The organism is Pseudomonas sp. PNPG3 (genome assembly GCF_023093815.1).
GTDB lineage: Bacteria > Pseudomonadota > Gammaproteobacteria > Pseudomonadales > Pseudomonadaceae > Aquipseudomonas > Aquipseudomonas asiatica.
On sequence record NZ_JALLKV010000001.1, the window covers coordinates 150,776 to 169,476 of the forward strand.

At 58.4% G+C, this 18,701-nt stretch carries 15 protein-coding genes; 6 read left to right on the plus strand and 9 right to left on the minus strand.

All coding sequences use genetic code 11. The features are described 5' to 3' along the window. Nucleotides 1-62 precede the first annotated feature (62 nt). The 6 genes from cycA to speB form a co-directional block, all read right to left on the minus strand. A complete protein-coding gene (gene cycA, locus MJ643_RS00705) occupies nt 63-1,487 on the minus strand; it encodes a D-serine/D-alanine/glycine transporter (protein ID WP_169774772.1) in 1,425 nt (474 codons plus the stop codon). A gap of 446 nt (nt 1,488-1,933) precedes the next feature. Then, nucleotides 1,934-3,622, minus strand: a complete 1,689-nt coding sequence (gene betA, locus MJ643_RS00710; RefSeq protein ID WP_041506064.1) for a choline dehydrogenase — start codon at nt 3,620-3,622, stop codon at nt 1,934-1,936. A 4-nt stretch (nt 3,623-3,626) separates the two neighbouring features. Continuing rightward, on the minus strand, nt 3,627-5,096 hold the full coding sequence (locus tag MJ643_RS00715; protein ID WP_023662747.1) for a cytosine permease: 1,470 nt from the start codon (nt 5,094-5,096) through the stop codon (nt 3,627-3,629). Beyond that, the gene (locus MJ643_RS00720) at nt 5,093-5,272 is read right to left on the minus strand and encodes a hypothetical protein (RefSeq protein ID WP_031325569.1); all 180 of its coding nucleotides are present in this window, start codon (nt 5,270-5,272) and stop codon (nt 5,093-5,095) included. The genes MJ643_RS00715 and MJ643_RS00720 overlap by 4 nt, the downstream gene beginning before the upstream one ends. A gap of 98 nt (nt 5,273-5,370) precedes the next feature. Beyond that, on the minus strand, nt 5,371-6,879 hold the full coding sequence (locus MJ643_RS00725; protein WP_169774773.1) for an aldehyde dehydrogenase family protein: 1,509 nt from the start codon (nt 6,877-6,879) through the stop codon (nt 5,371-5,373). Between the two features lie 15 nt (nt 6,880-6,894). Further along, complete coding sequence (speB, locus tag MJ643_RS00730) at nt 6,895-7,866, minus strand: agmatinase (protein ID WP_023662744.1); 972 nt, start codon at nt 7,864-7,866, stop codon at nt 6,895-6,897. A 268-nt stretch (nt 7,867-8,134) separates the two neighbouring features. Here speB and MJ643_RS00735 point away from each other — a divergent pair, with 268 nt between their 5' ends. Both MJ643_RS00735 and MJ643_RS00740 read left to right on the plus strand, forming a co-directional pair. Continuing rightward, nucleotides 8,135-9,049, plus strand: coding sequence for a LysR family transcriptional regulator (locus MJ643_RS00735; protein ID WP_085663894.1), 915 nt, complete (start codon nt 8,135-8,137; stop codon nt 9,047-9,049). 551 nt (nt 9,050-9,600) lie between these two features. Continuing rightward, complete coding sequence (locus MJ643_RS00740) at nt 9,601-10,533, plus strand: LysR family transcriptional regulator (RefSeq protein ID WP_023662742.1); 933 nt, start codon at nt 9,601-9,603, stop codon at nt 10,531-10,533. Nucleotides 10,534-10,561: 28 nt separating this feature from the next. Here the strand turns inward: MJ643_RS00740 and MJ643_RS00745 are convergent, their stop codons facing one another. Together MJ643_RS00745 and MJ643_RS00750 are read right to left on the minus strand one after the other, a co-directional pair. Continuing rightward, nucleotides 10,562-11,863 (minus strand): hypothetical protein, encoded by a 1,302-nt coding sequence (locus MJ643_RS00745; protein ID WP_208209225.1) that lies wholly within the window; start codon nt 11,861-11,863, stop codon nt 10,562-10,564. 56 nt (nt 11,864-11,919) lie between these two features. Next, nucleotides 11,920-13,038, minus strand: a complete 1,119-nt coding sequence (locus MJ643_RS00750; protein ID WP_023662740.1) for a PLP-dependent aspartate aminotransferase family protein — start codon at nt 13,036-13,038, stop codon at nt 11,920-11,922. A 161-nt stretch (nt 13,039-13,199) separates the two neighbouring features. Here MJ643_RS00750 and MJ643_RS00755 point away from each other — a divergent pair, with 161 nt between their 5' ends. The 4 genes from MJ643_RS00755 (at nt 13,200) to MJ643_RS00770 (ending at nt 15,996) form a co-directional block, all read left to right on the plus strand. Continuing rightward, nucleotides 13,200-13,811, plus strand: coding sequence for a trimeric intracellular cation channel family protein (locus MJ643_RS00755; protein ID WP_023662739.1), 612 nt, complete (start codon nt 13,200-13,202; stop codon nt 13,809-13,811). A 25-nt stretch (nt 13,812-13,836) separates the two neighbouring features. Beyond that, nucleotides 13,837-14,217 (plus strand): Rid family detoxifying hydrolase, encoded by a 381-nt coding sequence (locus tag MJ643_RS00760; protein WP_123084336.1) that lies wholly within the window; start codon nt 13,837-13,839, stop codon nt 14,215-14,217. Nucleotides 14,218-14,869: 652 nt separating this feature from the next. Next, nucleotides 14,870-15,448 carry an NAD(P)H-dependent oxidoreductase gene (locus MJ643_RS00765; RefSeq protein ID WP_024086893.1) on the plus strand — a complete coding sequence of 193 codons (579 nt, stop codon included), beginning with the start codon at nt 14,870-14,872 and terminating at the stop codon, nt 15,446-15,448. Nucleotides 15,449-15,612: 164 nt separating this feature from the next. Continuing rightward, nucleotides 15,613-15,996: a MerR family transcriptional regulator gene (locus tag MJ643_RS00770; protein ID WP_003256870.1), complete on the plus strand. Its 384-nt coding sequence runs from the start codon at nt 15,613-15,615 to the stop codon at nt 15,994-15,996. 69 nt (nt 15,997-16,065) lie between these two features. Here the strand turns inward: MJ643_RS00770 and MJ643_RS00775 are convergent, their stop codons facing one another. Next, the gene (locus MJ643_RS00775) at nt 16,066-18,675 is read right to left on the minus strand and encodes an MMPL family transporter (RefSeq protein WP_015270144.1); all 2,610 of its coding nucleotides are present in this window, start codon (nt 18,673-18,675) and stop codon (nt 16,066-16,068) included. Nucleotides 18,676-18,701 lie beyond the last annotated feature (26 nt).

Sequence of the window (18,701 nt, forward strand, 5' to 3'; positions counted from 1 at the left end):
AAAAGACGACAGGGGGACAGCGCAACGCGCCGTCCCCCTTGGGCAAAACGTGAATAAGGTGATCAATCGGCATCGAATGACAGCTGCATGGCCTGCTGCCTTTTCCGCCAGATCGATCGATAGGCCAGGCCCAGCACGGCAAACCAGACCGGCATCAGGTACAACGCACTGCGGGTGTCGGCCTCCAGCGCCAGCAAGGCCAGGATGAAGGCGAAGAACACCAGGCACACCCGGCACATGAACGTGCCGCCCGGCATCTTGTACATCGACGCCTGGTGCAACGGGCCACGCTGCTTGCGGTACGCCAGGTACGACAGCAGGATGATCGACCAGACGAACATGAACAGCAGTGCCGACACCGTGGTGATCAGAGTGAAGGCCTCGAGCATGTTCGGCACCAGGTAGATGACCAGCGCCCCGCCCGTCAGGCACACACAGGAAAAGATCAGGCCGTTGGAAGGTACCGCGCGGCGGGACAGCGCACCGAACTTGCCAGGCGCATCGCCATCCACTGCCAGGCCGTAAAGCATGCGGCTGGTCGAGAAGACCCCGCTGTTGGCCGACGACATGGCCGAGGTCAGCACCACGAAGTTGATAATGCCCGCGGCTGCCGGCAGACCGGCCAGTACGAACAGCTCGACGAAGGGGCTCTTGTTGGCCACCACTTCACGCCAGGGTGTGACGGCCATGATGGCGACCAGCGCGAGCACGTAGAAGACGATGATGCGCAAGGGAATCGAGTTGATCGCCCGTGGCAGGTTGCGTTCCGGGTTCTTGGTTTCGGCGGCGGTGGTCCCCACCAGTTCGATGCCGACGAAGGCAAACACCGCAATCTGGAAGCCGGCAAAGAAGCCCATGGCGCCATGGGGGAACATGCCACCGTCATTCCACAGGTTGGCCAGCGATGCCGCATGCCCGGCCGGCGACTGGTAAGCCACCGCCACCATGTAGAAACCGGTGCAGACCAGCGCGCAGATGGCGACGATCTTGATCATGGCGAACCAGAACTCCATTTCGCCGAACATCTTCACCGTCATCAGGTTCAAGCTGAGCAACAGGCCGACACACGCCAACGCCGGTATCCACAAGGGGATGTCGGGGAACCAGAACTGCGAATAGGCAGAGATGGCGATCACGTCGGCGATACCGGTGACAATCCAGCAGAACCAGTAGGTCCAGCCGGTGAAGAACCCTGCCCACGGGCCGAGCAGGTCAGCCGAGAAATCGATGAACGACTTGTACTTCAAGTTGGACAATAACAGTTCGCCCATTGCCCGCATGACAAAGAACAGCATGAAGCCGATGATCATGTAGACAAAGATGATGGAGGGCCCCGCCAGGCTGATGGTCTTGCCAGAGCCCATGAACAGGCCGGTGCCGATAGCACCGCCAATGGCGATCAACTGGATATGGCGGTTGGACAGGTTACGCTTGAGTTCGTGTGCGTCACCATCAGGCGGGCGGTGACCGTGGGGCAAGTTATTCATTGTTTTCTACCTTGCTAGTCTAATTGTTTTTATAACGTCACAAGTTCAAACCTCGAGACCGGATGAACAACTTTCAAATCCGATCGCGTGCAAGGTAGAGAGCAAGCTCTGTGCCAAACGCCAATAGCGCTAGTTGGCGTGGTTTTATTCAATCAGGGCTTTCGTGGCTGTAAAGAAGTCACTCCAGAAAACCATGCCAATCAGGCGTTCGAGCAGCCCTGGGCACACTGAGCGCTGCCCCTCCCCATTCTGTATCGAAATCATTCCAATGGAGCGCATTCAGTCCGCCAGGCTGACGCGATCCCCTGTAGGAGCGGCCTTGTGTCGCGATAGGGCCGCAAAGCGGCCCCCGGCAATGTTCGCTTCTGCGCTGAAATCCTAGGGCTGCTGCGCAGCCCTATCGCGACACACGGGCGCTCCTGCACCGAATGCGTCAGCCCGGCTATTTAGCGGACAGGCATCTCGCGCAGCGGCGCACGGCTGCGTTGCTGCTCCTCCCAGCCCCCAACCAGGCCAACCGGCACATCGCTCGGTGCCAGCGGCTGGCGCCCGCGCACCAGGTCGGCAGCGCGTTCGGCCAGCATGATGGTCGGCGCGTTTAGGTTGCCATTGGGCTCGCTCGGGAACACCGAGGAGTCGATCACCCGCAGCCCCTGCAGGCCATGCACACGCAATGTCGAGTCGACCACTGCCATGTCATCCTCGCCCATCCGGCACGAGCCGCACGGGTGCATGGTGCTTTCCATGTTGGCGCGCACGAATGCGTCGATCTGCTCATCGGTCTGCACCTGCGGCCCGGGTGCCAGCTCCTCACCGCGGAAACGGTCCATGGCCGGCTGGGCGATGATTTCGCGGGTCAGCCGCACACAGCGGCGGAAGCCCTCCCGGTCTTCCTCGCTCTCGAGGTAGTTGAAGCGGATTTCCGGATGTTGGTACGGGTCGGCCGACAGCGCCCGCACATGGCCGCGGCTCTTGGGCTTGTTGGGCCCGGTCAGCACCATGAAACCATGGCCCTTGAACGGTTTGTCGCCGTCATAGCGCATGGCCGCCGGCAGGAAGTGGAACTGGATGTCCGGCCAGCGCAGGCCCTTGGATGAGCGGATGAAACCGCCCGCCTCAAAGTGGTTGCTGGCGCCCAGACCGTCCTTGAACAGCAACCAGCGCAGACCGATCATCGCCTTGCCCAGCAGGTTCATCTTGCCGTTGAGGGTCACCGGCTCCTTGCACGCATACTGGATGTAGATTTCCGAGTGGTCCTGCAGGTTCTCGCCCACCCCAGGCAAGGGGTGGCGCACCTCGATGCCAGCCTTCTTCAGCACGGCCTCGGGGCCGATGCCGGAGCGTTGCAACAAGTGCGGCGAACCGATCGGGCCGGACGCCACCAGCACCTCGAGGTTGCACAGGACCTTGTGGGTCTGGCCGCCGTGATCATATTCCACGCCAACCGCCCGCTTGCCATCGAGCAGGATGCGCCGGGTCATGGCATGGGTGATCACGGTCAGGTTCGGCCGGCTCATGGCCGGGCGCAGATAGGCGTTGGCCGTGGACCAGCGCACGCCATCCTTGACCGTCATGTGCATGGCACCAAAGCCTTCCTGCATGTAGCCGTTGCAGTCGTCGGTCTTGATATAGCCGGCTTCGGCACCGGCCTCGACCCAGGCGCCGTACAGCGGGTTCTGCATGTTGTTGCCGTTGTTGGTGGCCAGCGGCCCCATGCCGCCGCGGTAGTCATCACCGCCAAACTTGTACTGCTCGGCACGCTTGAAGTACGGCAGGCAGTTACGGTAGCTCCAGTTCTTCGCCCCCAGGCTTTCCCATTCATCGAAGTCGCAGGCATGGCCACGGATGTAGACCAGCCCATTGATCGAGGACGAGCCGCCCAGCACCTTGCCCCGCGGGCAATGCAGGCGGCGGTTGTCCAGGTGCGCTTCGGCGACGGTCTCGTAGCGCCAGTTGTACTTCTTGGTGTTCATCGGCAACGAGAAGGCACTGGGCATCTGGATCAGCACACTGCGGTCGCTGCCGCCGAACTCCAGGACCAGCACCGAGGTACCGGCGTCTTCGCTCAAGCGGTTGGCCAGGACGCAGCCAGCAGAGCCTGCGCCGATGATGATGTAGTCGTATCGCTTGGTCATGGTTCTAGTCCTGTACACGAAGGCCGGCAGCCTGGATGTTGTGTTCATTGCGCTTTGGGTAGCCGCCCCAGCCCAGGCGCGCCGCCAGCAGCCGGGTCAGGCCGTAGTGCACCAGCCCGGCCAGCAGGCAGGACGGCAGCGAGGCGGTGGCGAAGGTGAAGAAGTCGGTATGGGCCAGCGTCTGCGGGTTGAACACCACCACATAGATCGCGAAGCCCGCCACCAGCGCCAGCAGCGCGATGGGGTTGAAGCCTTTGCAGTAGCGCAACGGCGATACGCTCTGTTCGGCGTAGAGCTGGCGCAGGTTCAGGCGCTGCTTGCGCAAAAAGAAATAATCGGCGATGCCGATGCCGGCCAGGGCGCTGTTAAGCGCGGATGTCCACACCAGGAAGATGAAGAAGCCGTCGTAGATCCCCGGCAGGAACATCACGATCAATACCGGGATGATGCAGAACAGCCCGATCAGTACCCCCCAGCCCACGCTGCGCAGGCGCTCGCCGGCCAGCTGGCGCAAGCCGATCACCGCGGTGTAGAGGATGTTGACCATGCCGGTCAGGTTGGCCAGCGCCAGGAAGCTCAGGGCGATGACGCCGAACCCCATGCCGCCGGCCAGGCGCATCCACGCGGTAGGGTCGCTGCTGCCCAGGGTAGTGGCGGCGAACAGGCTGATTGACTCGCCCAGCGACGCCGCAGCGAAGATGCCCACCAGGTTGGGCCAGAAGGCCGTGCGCTGGTTGCTGCACAGGCGCGACAGGTTGCCGATGTAGGGCCACCAGGAGAAGCCCGCGGCGATGTTGATCTCCACCGCGACCATGAAGTTGACGTGCGGGTTCTCGAACGGTGGCTGCAAAGGCGGCATGGCCAGCAGTTCGTCGAAGCTGTAGCGACCGGAGATGAAGTACATCAGTGCCAGCATGATCAGGATCAGGCTGGGCGCGATCACCGCGCTCAGCCGGCGGATCATGTCCGGCCCGCGCATGGCCACCAGCGCCGCCAGCACGATGGCCAGCAAGCCTCCCGCGGTTACCAGCCAGCCATCACCGTTGGGCTGGCTCTGCTGTACCAGGGTTTCCAGGTTGTCCAGCGCCCGCCCGCACATCAGCCCCAGCACCGCCAGCCAGCCCATGGTCAGCACCACCACCGAGAGGAAGTACACCAGGCGGCTGCCATTGAGGCCGAACATGCTGCGCAGGAAGGTGAACTGCTCGACGCCGTACTTGCCACACGGCAGGCAGGTGGACGACGCGGCGAGGACCACGCCGATGATGTTGCCGATGATGATTGCGGCAATCCCTTGCAAGGGCCCGACGAACAGCGCGGTGGCGCCGCCGATCAGGAACACCCAGGTGGCCACCGCCAGCGCCGAGTTGGCGTAGGCAAACCCCCAGAAACCCCAAACCCGCTCATTGGGCAGCAAGGGGGTGTCGCCACGTTCCGCGCTCAGGCGAAATTCTTGCTCGCGGGAAGCACTCATGGCTGGCCTCCCAGGTAGTACGCGCCGGCAACCATCACCAGCGTCAGCAGGGCCAGTGCCACCACGTCGGCCACCGTCAATGCGCCCGGCCAGTGCGCTTTGTTCTCCAGTTCTTCATAGGCGCGCAAGCGCCTTTCCAGGTCTTGCGCTCGCTCGATATCCACTTGGCTGTTCATCGGCATCACCTCGACAGGTTCTTGTTTTTGAAATTCGATGCATTCGATAAACCTGCGCCGCTCGCCAACCTTCAGCGGCGCAGGACGGCCCTGTTACCTCAGGGCAAGGTGATCCAGACCGCCTTGGTCTCCAGCAGGAACTCCAGTTGTTCTGCGCCCATGTCCTTGCCATAGCCCGACTGCTTGTAGCCACCGAACGGCATGGACGGGTCCAGGGTGCTGTGGGCATTGACGTACACCGTGCCCGCACGCAGGTGCGGAATCAGCCCATGGACCTTGCCCAGGTCGTTGGAGTAGATCGCCGCCGCCAGGCCGAACTCCGAATCGTTGGCCAGGGCCAGCGCTTGTTCCTGGGTGTCGAACGGCTGGGTCACCAGCACCGGGCCGAAGATCTCCTCGCGAACCACGCGCATGTCGTTGCTGCAGTTGGCGAAGATCGTGGGCTGCACGAAGAAGCCCGGGCCGTCGAGCGGCTCGCCGCCGTAGTACACCTGCGCGCCTTCGGCCTTGCCCAGGGCGATGTAGTCCAGCACCCGCTGCTGTTGCTGGAGCGACACCATGGGGCTTATGAAACAGTCCGGGTCCAGGCCCGGGGCGATCTTCAGGGTGGCGGTGTACCTGGCCAGCGCTTCGAGGAACGCCGGGTAGACACTGCGTTCGACATACGCACGGGTGCCGGCGTCGCACACCTGCCCGGAGTTGAAGAACACCCCGTTGGCCACGGCTTGCGCCGCTGCCTCGATGTCCGCATCGGCGAACACGAGCACTGGCGACTTGCCGCCCAGCTCCAGGGTCAGGCGTTTCATCTGGTCCATCGCCGATTTGCCCACCGAGCAGCCGACCGGTGTCGAACCGGTAAAGCTCAGCTTGTCGATGCCCGGGTGACGGGACATCGCCTCGCCGACCACGCTGCCGCGCCCGGTCACGATGTTTACCACCCCGTCGGGAATACCCGAGGCCTGCACCAGCTCGGCAAAGCGCAGCGCCGACAACGAAGTCAGCTCTGCCGGCTTGACCACCACCGTGCAACCGGTGGCCAGCGCCGCGCCGAGCTTCCAGGCCATGGTCTGCAGCGGGAAGTTCCACGGCACGATGGCACCGACCACCCCCACCGCCTCCTTGCGCGTGTACGCCAGGTAGTTCCCTGGCAGCGAAGGCTCGACCGTGCGGCCGTGGATCTTGCTGGCCCAGCCGGCGAAATAGCGCAGGGTATCGACCGTGCCCTGGATATCGACCGCGCGTGCCTGGGCGACCGACTTGCCCATGTCGATGGCTTCGATCTGCGCCAGTTCGTCGCCGTGGGTCTCGATCAGGTCGGCCAGGCGATGGATCAGGCGCTCGCGCTCCAGTGGCTTGAGCTGGCTCCAGGCACCGCCATCGAACTGTGCACGTGCTGCGCGCACGGCACGATCAAGGTCATCCGCAGTGGCCATGGGGATGCGCGTCAGCACACCCTCGGTGGACGGCTCGACCACCTCGGCACTGCCACCGTCGCTGGCCTCGAGCCAGGCGCCGCCAATGAACATGCGCTGCGGTTTGCCGAGGAAGTGCTGGGTCGCCTCGGATACACCAAAGGCCTGCAAGTAGTCTTTTACCTTGTGGTCCACAGGACAGTCTCCGGGTCAGCGGGCTTTGGCGCGCGCGTGGAAGATGAAGCCGATGCTGTTCATCAGCAGTTGCGCGGCGAGGATCGAGGTCATGCCGGTGGGGTCGTAGGCCGGGGCCACTTCTACCAGGTCCATGCCGACAATCCGGCCGTGGCTGCGCTGCGCCAGTGCCTGGATGATCTCCAGCACTTCGTAGTACAAGAATCCGCCATGGCTCGGCGTGCCGGTGCCCGGGGCGATGGACGGGTCGAAGCCGTCGATATCGATGGTGATGTAGTAGTTGCGGCCTTCGGGGATTTTCGCCAGCACGCCCGCGCAGCCCAGGCGGCGCACGTCACGTACCGACAGGATCTGCGAACCGGCCTCACGTGCGGCATCGTAGTCGTCGCGGTTGGAAGACGACACGTTGCGGATGCCCATCTGGGTCATGCCGACAATGTGTTCCAGCTCCGAAGCGCGGCGCAGCGGGCTGCCGTGCCCGTAGCGCACGCCATGGCGCTCGTCGACGAAATCCAGGTGGGCATCGAAGTGCACGATATGGATCGGCCCATGGCCTTCGAACGCCTTGATGACCGGGGCGTGCACCGAATGGTCACCGCCCAGCACCACCGGCATGGCCCCCGCTGCAAGGATCTGCCGCACCGCCGACTCGATGTTGGCGTTGCTGCTGGCCATGTCGGTGTGCACGATATCGGCATCGCCAACGTCGACCATGCGGACCTGGTCTTCGGTCAGGTAGGTGGCGTCATCCTCGAAGTCGTAGGCGCCGGCATGGCCGAAGGAGAACAGGGTCGATGCCTCGCGAATGCCGCGGGGTCCGAAACGTGCCCCCGAACGCCACTGGGTGCCCATGTCGTTGGGCGCACCGAGGATTGCCACATCGGCGTCGATCGCCGCCCAGTCGGTGCACACCGGGGCCTTGGCAAACGTGCAATGGCCCACGAAGGGCAGGTTCAGGCGGCCGGACTCGTAACCGTGCTTTGCCATGTTCTGGTTTCTCCAGTTCTTGTTCTGTTTCAGGAGACGGGGCGACTGCTCGACCACCGTTGCGATCCACTATGGCAACCGTGCCACCGAGGAAAAATGCGCAAGTGCAGATACATACATCGCCGTATCCGAAGTATCTGCCGGTGGTTAAACCCGGCGATACCAGGCATTGCAGCGGCCAGGTACTCATGGTTAGCTTGCGCGACAAGAACAATGCACGGGTGTTCATATCAGCACTGGCGATGTGACACCCGACCGGGAGGCTACGGTGATCCAGCTGCACGATGTCGACCTCAAACTGCTCAGGGTATTCACCACGATCGTCAGGTGCGGCGGCTTTTCTGCGGCACAGGCCGCGCTCAATGCCGGCCAGTCGACCATAAGCGAACAGATGTCGCACCTGGAAACCCGCCTGGGGGTCAAGCTCTGCCAGCGCGGGCGCAGTGGCTTTCGCCTGACCGAGCAAGGGGTGGCCATCCATGAAGCGACCCTGCGCCTGCTCAGTGCCGTGGAAAGCTTCTGCATGGACGCCGACGTGCTCAAGCAGCACATCAGCGGCAAGCTCAACCTGGGCATCATCGACTCCACCCTGACCGACCCCGTCTCGCCCCTGCCGCGCACCACCCAGCGCTTTGTTTCGCGTGGGCACGATGCCCACCTGCACATCTATATCGGTGCCCCGGCGGAACTCGAAGAGCGCGTGCTCGACGGCAGGCTGCACCTGGCCATCGGCCACTTCCCATTGCGGGTCGCGGGGTTGTCCTACCAGCCGCTGTATGACGAGGCCCTGGGACTCTACTGTGGCCGGCGCCACCCGCTGTTCGCCAGCAACGCGAGCAACGGTCGGCTGATGGAGGACGTGCGCCAGAGCCGGATCGTGGTACGCGGCTACATGCAGCAGTACGACCTGGAGCAGTTGGGCATCACCAAGGCCGATGCGACCGTGGAGAACATCGAGGCAGCGGCGATCCTGATCATTTCCGGCGCCTATATCGGCTTCTTGCCAGTGCACTTCGCCGAGCAATGGATCAAGACGGGCGACATGCGTCGCCTGGGTGCCAGCCTGCTGGACCTCTGCTCGCCGTTCGATGTGGTCACCCGCCGCGGTGTATCGCGCCCACCCATCCTGCAGGCGTTCCTCGAAGACCTCGATGCCTGCGCCTCCCAGCCCGGCTCCCCCTGATTCACCCCGCTACTCGAAACGGACGATCCCCACCCGCCAATACTGCGCTGCGGTCGTTGCCCCCCCTGCCCGCCGCCCCAACATCAATGACTGGAGAACCTATGAGGGTATTGGTAAGCGTCAAGCGAGTGGTCGATTACAACGTCCCCGCCTGTGTCGCCGCTGACCGGCTACAGGTCGCAGGTAGCTGATCGCGTCCGACCGCTTTTGACCCATTGCAGCCGTTCAGCACTGCCAGAATTCACCCATAACGGACGTTGGAGGTGTGTGTAACCTTCCGTATGCCTGACGCCTGATCAATATCCACCGTTCACTTGAGGTACTCCACCACTTTTGACTAGCAATCGAACTAAGTTTTTATGTGTTTAGGGAACCGAAATTGATCAGCACGAAAATATTTCACTAACCCCAGTAACTGCTTTTCACCTAAAATTAGCCATGCCGCTGAAAAACTGATAGCTGCTTGAGCTTAATATGTTTTTCCATTATAGAGTCGCCAACCCTGTCATGCATTCAGCGTTTACTGTAATCGCCTCTTAAAGGAATGAGCGATGAAAATCAACATGTATCGGGAGCTTGAGGTTTTTCGTGCCGTAATGCTTGCCGGAAGTACAAGCATGGCCTCGAAAATGCTGGAGATTACCCAGCCAGCTGTAAGTCAGCAAATAAAGAAGCTTGAAAGCAAGTACGATGTTGTGTTGTTTGAGCGTAATCGCGGGCGTTTGGTTCCTACCCGCGAAGCACATGCCTTAATGGAGGAGGTTGAGACTTTCTTCAACGGCTTGGCGATGATTGATCACAAACTTCGGTCGCTGAAAAGCAGTGTAAAGTCGAGTCTACGTCTTGCTGTGCATCCCGCGTATGGAAATTTCTTGGCTCCAATGGCCATTGCACGCTTTCGTCAGAAGTTTGATGTGCCGGTGTTCTTTGAGGTATGCAGCTCAGCCAGCGCTTACCAACGGGTACACTCTGGTGAGATTGACTTCGGCATAATTGCAAACGAAATCGAAACGAAAGATTGTGAGCAGTACAACTTCTGCAGTGCTAGAGGATTAATTGTTTCACCACCTGGCCTTATAGGTGGACACGTTAAGGAGCTAACGACATCTGATTTGCTAAAGTACCCATTCGTGGCCATGAACGCTGAGGATCACACGCGCCTAGAGCTTGAAGCACATATGGGCGCTGCGGCAAAGCAACTTGATATTGCCGTACAAACCCCCTATGCCCTGACGGTTTGTGAGCTGGTGGCTCAAGGCGTTGGCGTCGGCTTGGCGCATCCTATTGTGGCGTCTAGCTACCTGCCTGACAAACTAGAAGCAAGGTTGCTTGATAAAGAAGTGCGTTTTACGTCAAAGTTGATTTTTCGGAAAGATTCAAGGCTGTCTTTGGAAGCAAAGGAGCTGATACGTCTACTGAGGATCCAATTGGAAGGCGATATCAAGCGCTTGGATAATCTACTTGGATTCAGCGTGTTGGATTGAAAAGGAAGTCCGTTTCCTTTTGCTGGGTTTAGTGCAGGAGGTATTTGATGATATTCTGTACGCCGTTGAACAGACAAAGCAGGCCGATGGTCAGTACGAAGTAGTTAACCAATCCGCCTCGCAGGTGTTGGAGTTTTGGCGACTTGTAAAACGCATACTGTGGCAGGAAGTACACCACAAATACGCTGACCGGCACCATGAAGTATTTGATCAACATGATGATGTCGAGGTTTGGAATGGCGGGGATCACGGTAATCGCGAAGACCAGCGTCAGGATAATGGCCTTCATCACCCCACCGTCGACAAACTCGGTGCTGCTGCCGAAGTAGTTTTTCGCAATGCCCTTCAGGCTTTCTCGGGTAGCCAGGTACTGAGCCAGGTACGCCTTCAAGGCTGCGAAGAAGATGATGATCTGGGAGCTGATTGCCAGCCACGGATTATCAAATTTTCTCGCCATGTAGGACAAGGCTGTCAGGTTCTCGCCACGAGCTGCCTGAAGTTCCTGTGGCGAGAGGGCGAAAATGCAGCTCCATGCAAAGAACACCACAGTCACCACGACCACAACGATTGCGATCAGCAAGGTACGTCCGATTCGCTGCTGAGCTTCAGAGCCATAATGCTTCTTGTAGTGCGCAACGAAGCTCGAAACGATTGGTGTGAAGCTGAATGCGTAGATCACCATCGGCAACGACGACCACACCGAGCCCATGATGCCGCTCACTCCACCATAGTCATGCGCCGTGACCATGAACGATGTGTTCCAGTGTGGAATACCCATCAGGCCAAAGAAGATGAGGGAGAAAATGAACGGGAATACGATGAGCCCGATGGCTTTAACAACGAAGGTTGTTTTGCCTTGAGCGATCAGAAGCGCCGTTAACGTAACTCCGATTACGACCAGCGGGCGGTTCAACCCAGGGATACCGAGCTGAGTATTGAAGAAGTCGATGAAGGTGTTTGACATGGTGATCGCGTAGACGACAAGTGATGGGAAAATCATCATGAAGTACGCAATACTCAGCACTCTAACGGCGCGATCCCCGAGCAATTCCCTCGTAGTGTCGACGATATTACTGGTGGATTCGGCTGTTACGGTACCACTTGAAATATACTGGCAAAGCACTCGATAGCTGTAGTAGGTAATCGGGAATGCGATTAGCGTCAGAATAAGCATTGCCCAAAAGCCCGACAGCCCAAGGCTGATAGGCCAGAACAACGAACCTCCCCCGACGGCGCAGCCATAGATGCCGAGAACCCAAAGAAAATCATCTTTCGTGAAGCTTTTCTTACGGATTTCAGGTTTTACCGCCTGCATCGTAATTTCGGTCATTTTATGTCGTCTCTTGTTCTTTTTGTGGTCATATGATCAAAGCTTTTTGGTAAAGCTTACTGAGCTTGATTGAGTGCCTTTTCCAAATCCTCCAAGAGCAAATCTACTGGCTCCAGGCCGATAGATAGCCGAATCAATGAAGTGTTGATTTTATTGTGTTGCCGACCAGCCATAACTTGCTGTGGATAATATGCAGCGAGGCTATGTGTACCGCCCCAACTTGCACCAATTGCAAAGGTGCGAAGGGCATCAAAGAAGTTGCCAATACGCTCGTCTGATTTGAGCGAGAAGGAAAACAGCGATCCTGGGCCGTTGAACAGGGTTTTGTACAACTGGTGATCTTCAGCACTTTCCAATGCCGGGTAGTACACCTTTTCAACCAGCGGGTGGGATTCCAGCCAGTTGGCGATAGCGAGTGTGCTCTTGCTCTGGTGCTCGAGCCTCAGTGGATAAGTCTCCAGGCCCCGTAGGGTCAGATAGCAATCATCCGGACTCACGTACATACCCAGTAGGTCTTGCTGCAGACGCATGCGTTTGTAGAGCTCTGTGTCGTTGGTCGTGACGCTTCCCATCAGGAGGTCGGAGTGCCCGCTGATTACCTTCGAAAGCGCCTCGACAACCAGGTCGACCCCATGCGTAATGGGCTGGAAGTTAAGGGGGCTCGCCCAGGAGTTATCGATCAGCGTGAGGATGGAATGCTTCTTCGCAGTCCGCACGATGCTGTGAACGTCCTGCATCTCCATGGTGATCGACCCAGGAGATTCCACGAGAATCAGCTTGGTGTTGGGCTTGACAAAGTCCTCGATGGCCTGTGGCGATCCATCTGGGAGGAAAGTGACGTCGATACCGAACGAGCGAATGTTGTTGGCGAGGAACTCGCGAGTGGGCCCATAGCAGTTGTCTGGTGCGATCACGTGATCGCCAGCCTTCAGGAAGCTCAGCAGGACAAGTACCAGGGCGGCCTGCCCAGAAGGCAAAGCCACGGTATGTGCTGCACCGTGCAGCCTAGAGATTGCCTGCTCCAGCTCACGGTTCGTCGGGGTTCCGGTCAGGCCGTAGCTGAAGCCATCAGGCTGACGCTCGCGACGGTTTGCAAAGTCGGCGAAGTTGTCAAAGACGACTGTGGACGCCCGGTGAATGGCTGGCACGAGGCTTTTAAACGGTTGGGTTTTCATTTTTTTCATTCGTTTCGAAGGGGTGGGCAGAGGCTATTCCCCGACCTAGAACGAATCAATATTCTGTGCTTATAGGGTGATAAGCGTGGCTTATTGAATGTCGATGTTTTTGAATGAAGTCAGAAGGTAGAGTTATCCACCTGAACACTCAGGTACTACCTATGCTTCTTTACATATATCTAATGGCGATCACCGCAGAAGCGATGACAGGGGCGTTGTCTGCTGGGCGGAGAGGCATGGATTGGTTTGGCGTAATACTGGTGGCTTGTGTAACAGCGCTAGGCGGTGGGTCGGTACGAGACATTTTACTCGGTCATTATCCGCTTACTTGGGTGAAACACCCCGAGTATCTGATTCTCACCAGTATTGCAGCACTTTTCACGGTCATGATCGCACCATTAATGAGACGCTTGAGATCTCTATTTCTGGTTCTGGATGCAATTGGCCTTATTGCCTTTACTTTGATCGGATGCCAGACCGCTCTCGATATGGGGCATGGATTATTAATTGCTTCCTTGAGTGGCGTTGTGACAGGTGTTTTTGGTGGCGTACTTCGCGATATCTTTTGCAATGATATTCCACTGGTGTTCAGGCGTGAGCTCTATGCGGGTGTTGCATTCGTTGCTTCTTGGTTCTACTTCGCCTGTGACTGCTTAGGGTTTTCACATAATCAAGCGATTCTCCTCACCTTCCTAGGAGGTTTTGCTCTCCGGCTTTTGGCTATTCGCTTCCACTGGGAAATGCCAAAGTTTCAATATAGCGATGAAAGATAGTAAACATGTCCAATCTGAGGGTTTTATGCTAAAGCATTTAGTGTCAGAAAACGCACCTGGAGCCGTCGGCGCATATTCTCATGCCGTCAAGGCCGGCGACATGCTGTACCTCTCTGGTCAGTTGCCTTTGGATGCCAGCACCATGCAGCTGGTTTCGGGCATCGAAGCGCAGATCCGCCAAGCTTTCAAGAATGCCGAGACGCTTATTTTAGAGTCCGGCGCCGAGATGAAAGACGTGGTTAAAGTAAACGTTTTTTTAACTGATCTTTCATGTTTTGCGCTGGTAAACTCGGTTATGGCTGAGTTTTTCGCCGCGCCGTATCCCGCTCGTGCTGCAATAGGTGTCGCAGCTCTGCCCCTGGGGGCTGAAGTAGAAATCGAAATGATCGCGCTGGTCAGGAGCTAACATTGTGCCCTAGTTAATCCATGCATTAGGCGTAGCCACGAATCTACGCCTTTATGCCATGCTATATGCGCATCGGTAACCAATCTCAAATTTTAGAATCTGGCGCTGTTCGATACAGGCCGCATAACGGAAGCACAGATGAGCATTGGCCTTCATTCCCTGCATGGCTTCAACAAAGTCTGCATAGAATGCCGTTAGGATGAAGTTTCGCTGTGTCATATTTTTTCCCTTTGCTGCCCTCAGCGAAAGGCAGCTTCGGGTCGAAAGCACCCCTTCGTGAAAGCATTCCCAAACGGCCCCAGCCCTGCCCCGTTATCGGCCACACAACCGTGGAGGTACACTAAAGTCCAGCGAGGGCCTGTTCGAAAGCTGTCAGAAATCGCCGTTCTCGATCGCGCATTCTGATGAGGGTATCGAAGGGTATTTCTGGGGGTACATTTCTGCTTCCATCAAGCAAAAATGCCGCCCCAGAGCCCTGTCCAAATATTCTTCGGGGACCCTGAAACATTACGTTCCTGCCCACTCATTCGACGGTTTGCCGGGCTACACCCGAGCGCTGCTGAACTGTTTGTCTCTACCGCTAACCGGCAACGCTTGACTCTACCGTAAGGGGCAGACTTTACCCTTGGCACTTCATTACCTGGAGTTTGTCATGAAGAGCAAACGCATGCTCGTAATCCTCGGCCACCCTTCGAACGACAGCTTTTGCGGCGCTGTGTCCGAACGTTACGTCGAGGCCGCCACGCAAGCAGGCCATGAGGTGCGCTTGCTGCGCCTGGACACCCTGGTTTTCGATCCGGTCTTGCACGATGGCTATAACCAGGTCCAGTTGCTTGAGCCCGATTTGATCGCCGCACAGAACGACATTACCTGGGCCGAACACCTGACATTTGTGTACCCGATCTGGTGGGGCGGCATTCCGGCGTTGCTCAAGGGGTTCTTCGACCGCGTGTTTCTGCCCGGTTTTGCCTTCAAGTACCGCAAGGGCTCGCCCTTCCCGGATAAGCTGCTCAAGGGTCGCACGGCTCACCTTTTGGTGACCATGGACACGCCGCCGTGGTACTACCGATGGGTGTATCGCATGCCGGGCCTGCACCAAATGCGCAAGACCACCCTGGAGTTCTGCGGCATAAAGCCCCTGAAAACCCTGACCTTCGGTCCGGTATTGGGCTCCAAGCCGGAACAGCGTGAAGCCTGGCTCAAACAAGTCCAGGCAGTCGCCAGCCGCTGATCGGCCCCGGTCGTGCCGTGCCCCTGCACTGCCCAGCCGAGCCTACCTGCTGCGACACCTTGTCCAAACTGGCTTCCAACCCCCTGACGCTTGTGCAAAGATGTCGCGCGCCTGTGCGAGCGCGCGACATCTTTTCGCTTCTGATGCGTCAAAAAGGGATTTTCATGTACATCGGCAAAGCCGCCCAGCTGTCGGGCACCACCGTCAAAAGCATTCGACATTACGAAGAAATCGGCCTGTTGCCCCCCCCGCAACGCGAAGGCAAGTACCGCATCTACAGCCAGCAAAGCGTAGAGCTGCTGACCTTCATCAAATGCGCTCAGCAACTCGGTTTCAAGCTCAAGGAAATGCAGGCCATTCTGCAGGATCATCGCGGCCAGGAGCTGCCCTGGGATCTGGCCATGCAGGCCATCGATAACAAAAAGCAGGAATTGATGGGGCAGATCCAGGCGTTGCAGAAAGTGCATGACGGCTTGGTCGAGTTTGAGCTGAGCCTCAAAGATGCTCAGATGCAATGCCAGTTCGAACACCTGGAAAAAGCCCGCTGAATCCGCACCGCCGCCGCTGAACGGCCATGGCGCCCCGTGCCGTTTTCAACACGCAGGCGCCCCGGCGATTTAGCCTGGCACAGCCTCACCCCGCGGCTGCTCGCCCTCTTGCACTGCTGGCTGCGGCACAATCGAGGCAAAGAACCACGGCGAAATCAGCGTGACCAACAAAATGGTCATGAAGCCACTGGATGACAGCGCCAGTATCACCAGTACACCCAGGTCAATGACGGGTTTGTAGGCGGAGAACAGCAGCGCGACAAAGCCCATCGAGAAGATCACGACATTGACCACCGTCGAACGCCCGACGCCCTGCATGGCCGCCAGGATGGCCTCGTCGATCTCGGCGCCCTTCTGCACCAGCATCTTGATCCGTGACAGCAGGTGAACGGCGTAATCCACGACGCCCACCACCAGGAACGTCACCAGTGTGGTACCGATGTTCAACTCGATATCCAACAGGTACATGCTGCCGTACACCGTCACCGACGTGGTCAGCAACGTCAGCATGCCGAGGATGCCCAGGCGTACTGACTTGAGCCAGAACATCATCATCAAGGTCACGGCCAGCAACGCCAGCGAGAAGCTCAGCACCTGACCCTGGGTGATTTCCTGCAACACCCCGGTCCATATGTACGGCGTACCGGCATGGGTGACTTGCAGGTTGGCCGGTTTGTTGATCGCCAGCCAGGCGTCCAGTTTATCGAGCATCGCCTGGTAATCGCCCGCCACAGAGGAGGTCATGGTGAACAGCGTCACCGCCTTCGAGTAATCGGCATTGAGCACGTTCTGCAAGTCGGTGCCGCCACCGTTCTCGAACATCATGATGTGTTGTTCGATGAGCGAGTTGCCATCGACTTCGAAGGTCTCCGGTTTCCCGTCATCATCGACCACCGTCACCTGCTCCACCGCCTGCGGCACCCGCAGGAAAGCAGGGTTCATGTCATTGAGCACGAGGTTCATGCGCTTGATATAGGTCGCCACCGAATAGGTGTAACTCACGTTCGGCTGGGCCCTGATGAACTGGTCCAGACGTTCCAGGAACTGCACGGTTTCAGTGGTCAGCGCGCCACGCGGAGTCTTGGTGTCGAAAGCGATCCAGCCCGGCGACGTACCCGCGACTCCGGCCCGGTTGATGAACTCGTCGGACATCCGCACCGGGCTGTCCTTCTTGAAGTAGGCAATGCCCGAGTCTTCGATATCCACCTTGAACGTGAACACCGTCATCATCGCCAACAACGGCAGGGTCACCAGCAATACCGGCTTGCGCCAGCGAATCAGCCAGGCACAGAACACTACCAGATAGTGGGAGATCAGCGACTCTTTGAGTTGCACTTTGCGCGGGACGGCATCTTTGCCCCAGATCGAAATCCACGCCGGGATCAGTAGCAACGAAATGATCAGCGCCGCCGTCAGGCCGATGGACATGAACACGCCAAAGTTGCGGATGCTGACAATGTTGTTGGTGGTGGAAATCAAGAACGTCGCAATAGTCGTGACCGTTGTCAGAACGACGGGCGTGACCATCAGGCGCTGGGTTTCTCGGTTGGCTTCGCGGAAAGACTTGCCCGAATTGAGCTGTTCGTAATACTCGGCCATGACGTGGATCGCGTCGGCACAACAGATGGTGAACAGGAACACCGGCAACACACTGGTGAGCAAGTCCATCGGTACACGCAGCAGCGCCATCAGGCCAAGGGTCCAGATGGTGCAGAAGAGGATATTGAACAGCGGCAGCACCACGCCAAGTGGTTTGCGAAAGAAGAAAACCAGCAGAGAAGTCACCAACAGGAACACGATCGGGAACAGCATCGCCAGGTCGTGATCGATGATCTCCTGCTGGGCCGCAATGAAGATCGGCATGCCGGCGATGAATACCTCATCGGTGAACTCCGGGTGAGCGGCCTGGTACTTCGCGATGATCTCGCGGACCTGGTGATAGGCACGCAACTGGGCCTGAGCGTCGTCCTGTTTGGTGCCCAGTTCGGCGACGACCATGGCGACTTTCTTGTCCGCCGAGACGACGCCACCAACCATCTGCTCGTTGCCCATGATCTGCGCTTCGACCTTGCTCGGGTCCATATCCAGGGCGTGCAGGGTCTTGTGGATCCACAACTCGCCATCGGCACTCAAGCTGATGTTTTCCAGGTCAGCCATCGAGGCCATTTCCTGGATCGGGTTGAGCCGCTCGGCAAGAAAGCTCAGGAACTGCAGGTCGTGGCTGTCCCAGTGCCGGGCAATCCCATGGTCGCGCAGCGCTTTGGCGGCAGCGTAATCGTTCTGCGAAAAACCTTCGGCGAGGATCTGCACCAGCAAGGCCTGGGCATCGGGATCGCCACTGTGGAGGCCAACGATGCGCTGCAGTTCGACACGGTCCTCATCGTTCGCCAGCATCAGCCGGCGTATGGCCTGGGACAACTCGAACTGCGCGTTCAGCGACGTGGTGTTGAAGACACTCTCGGGGTTGCTCAGCGCCACCATGACCGAGTCATATGTGCCGGTGAACTCGCGCTGCAAATCAATGATCGTCTTGCGCGCCGGGTGAGTGTCCTTGAGCAGATACGGATTGGTGTCCGACATCAGCGCGCCGAGGGTGTAGGTGAAGTAGGCGGTGATCGCCACCAGCACGAACACAATTGCCCGCGCATAGCGCTCGACGAAGTTCAGGTATCTTTCCATGAATGAGGGTTCCAGATGAATCGAGA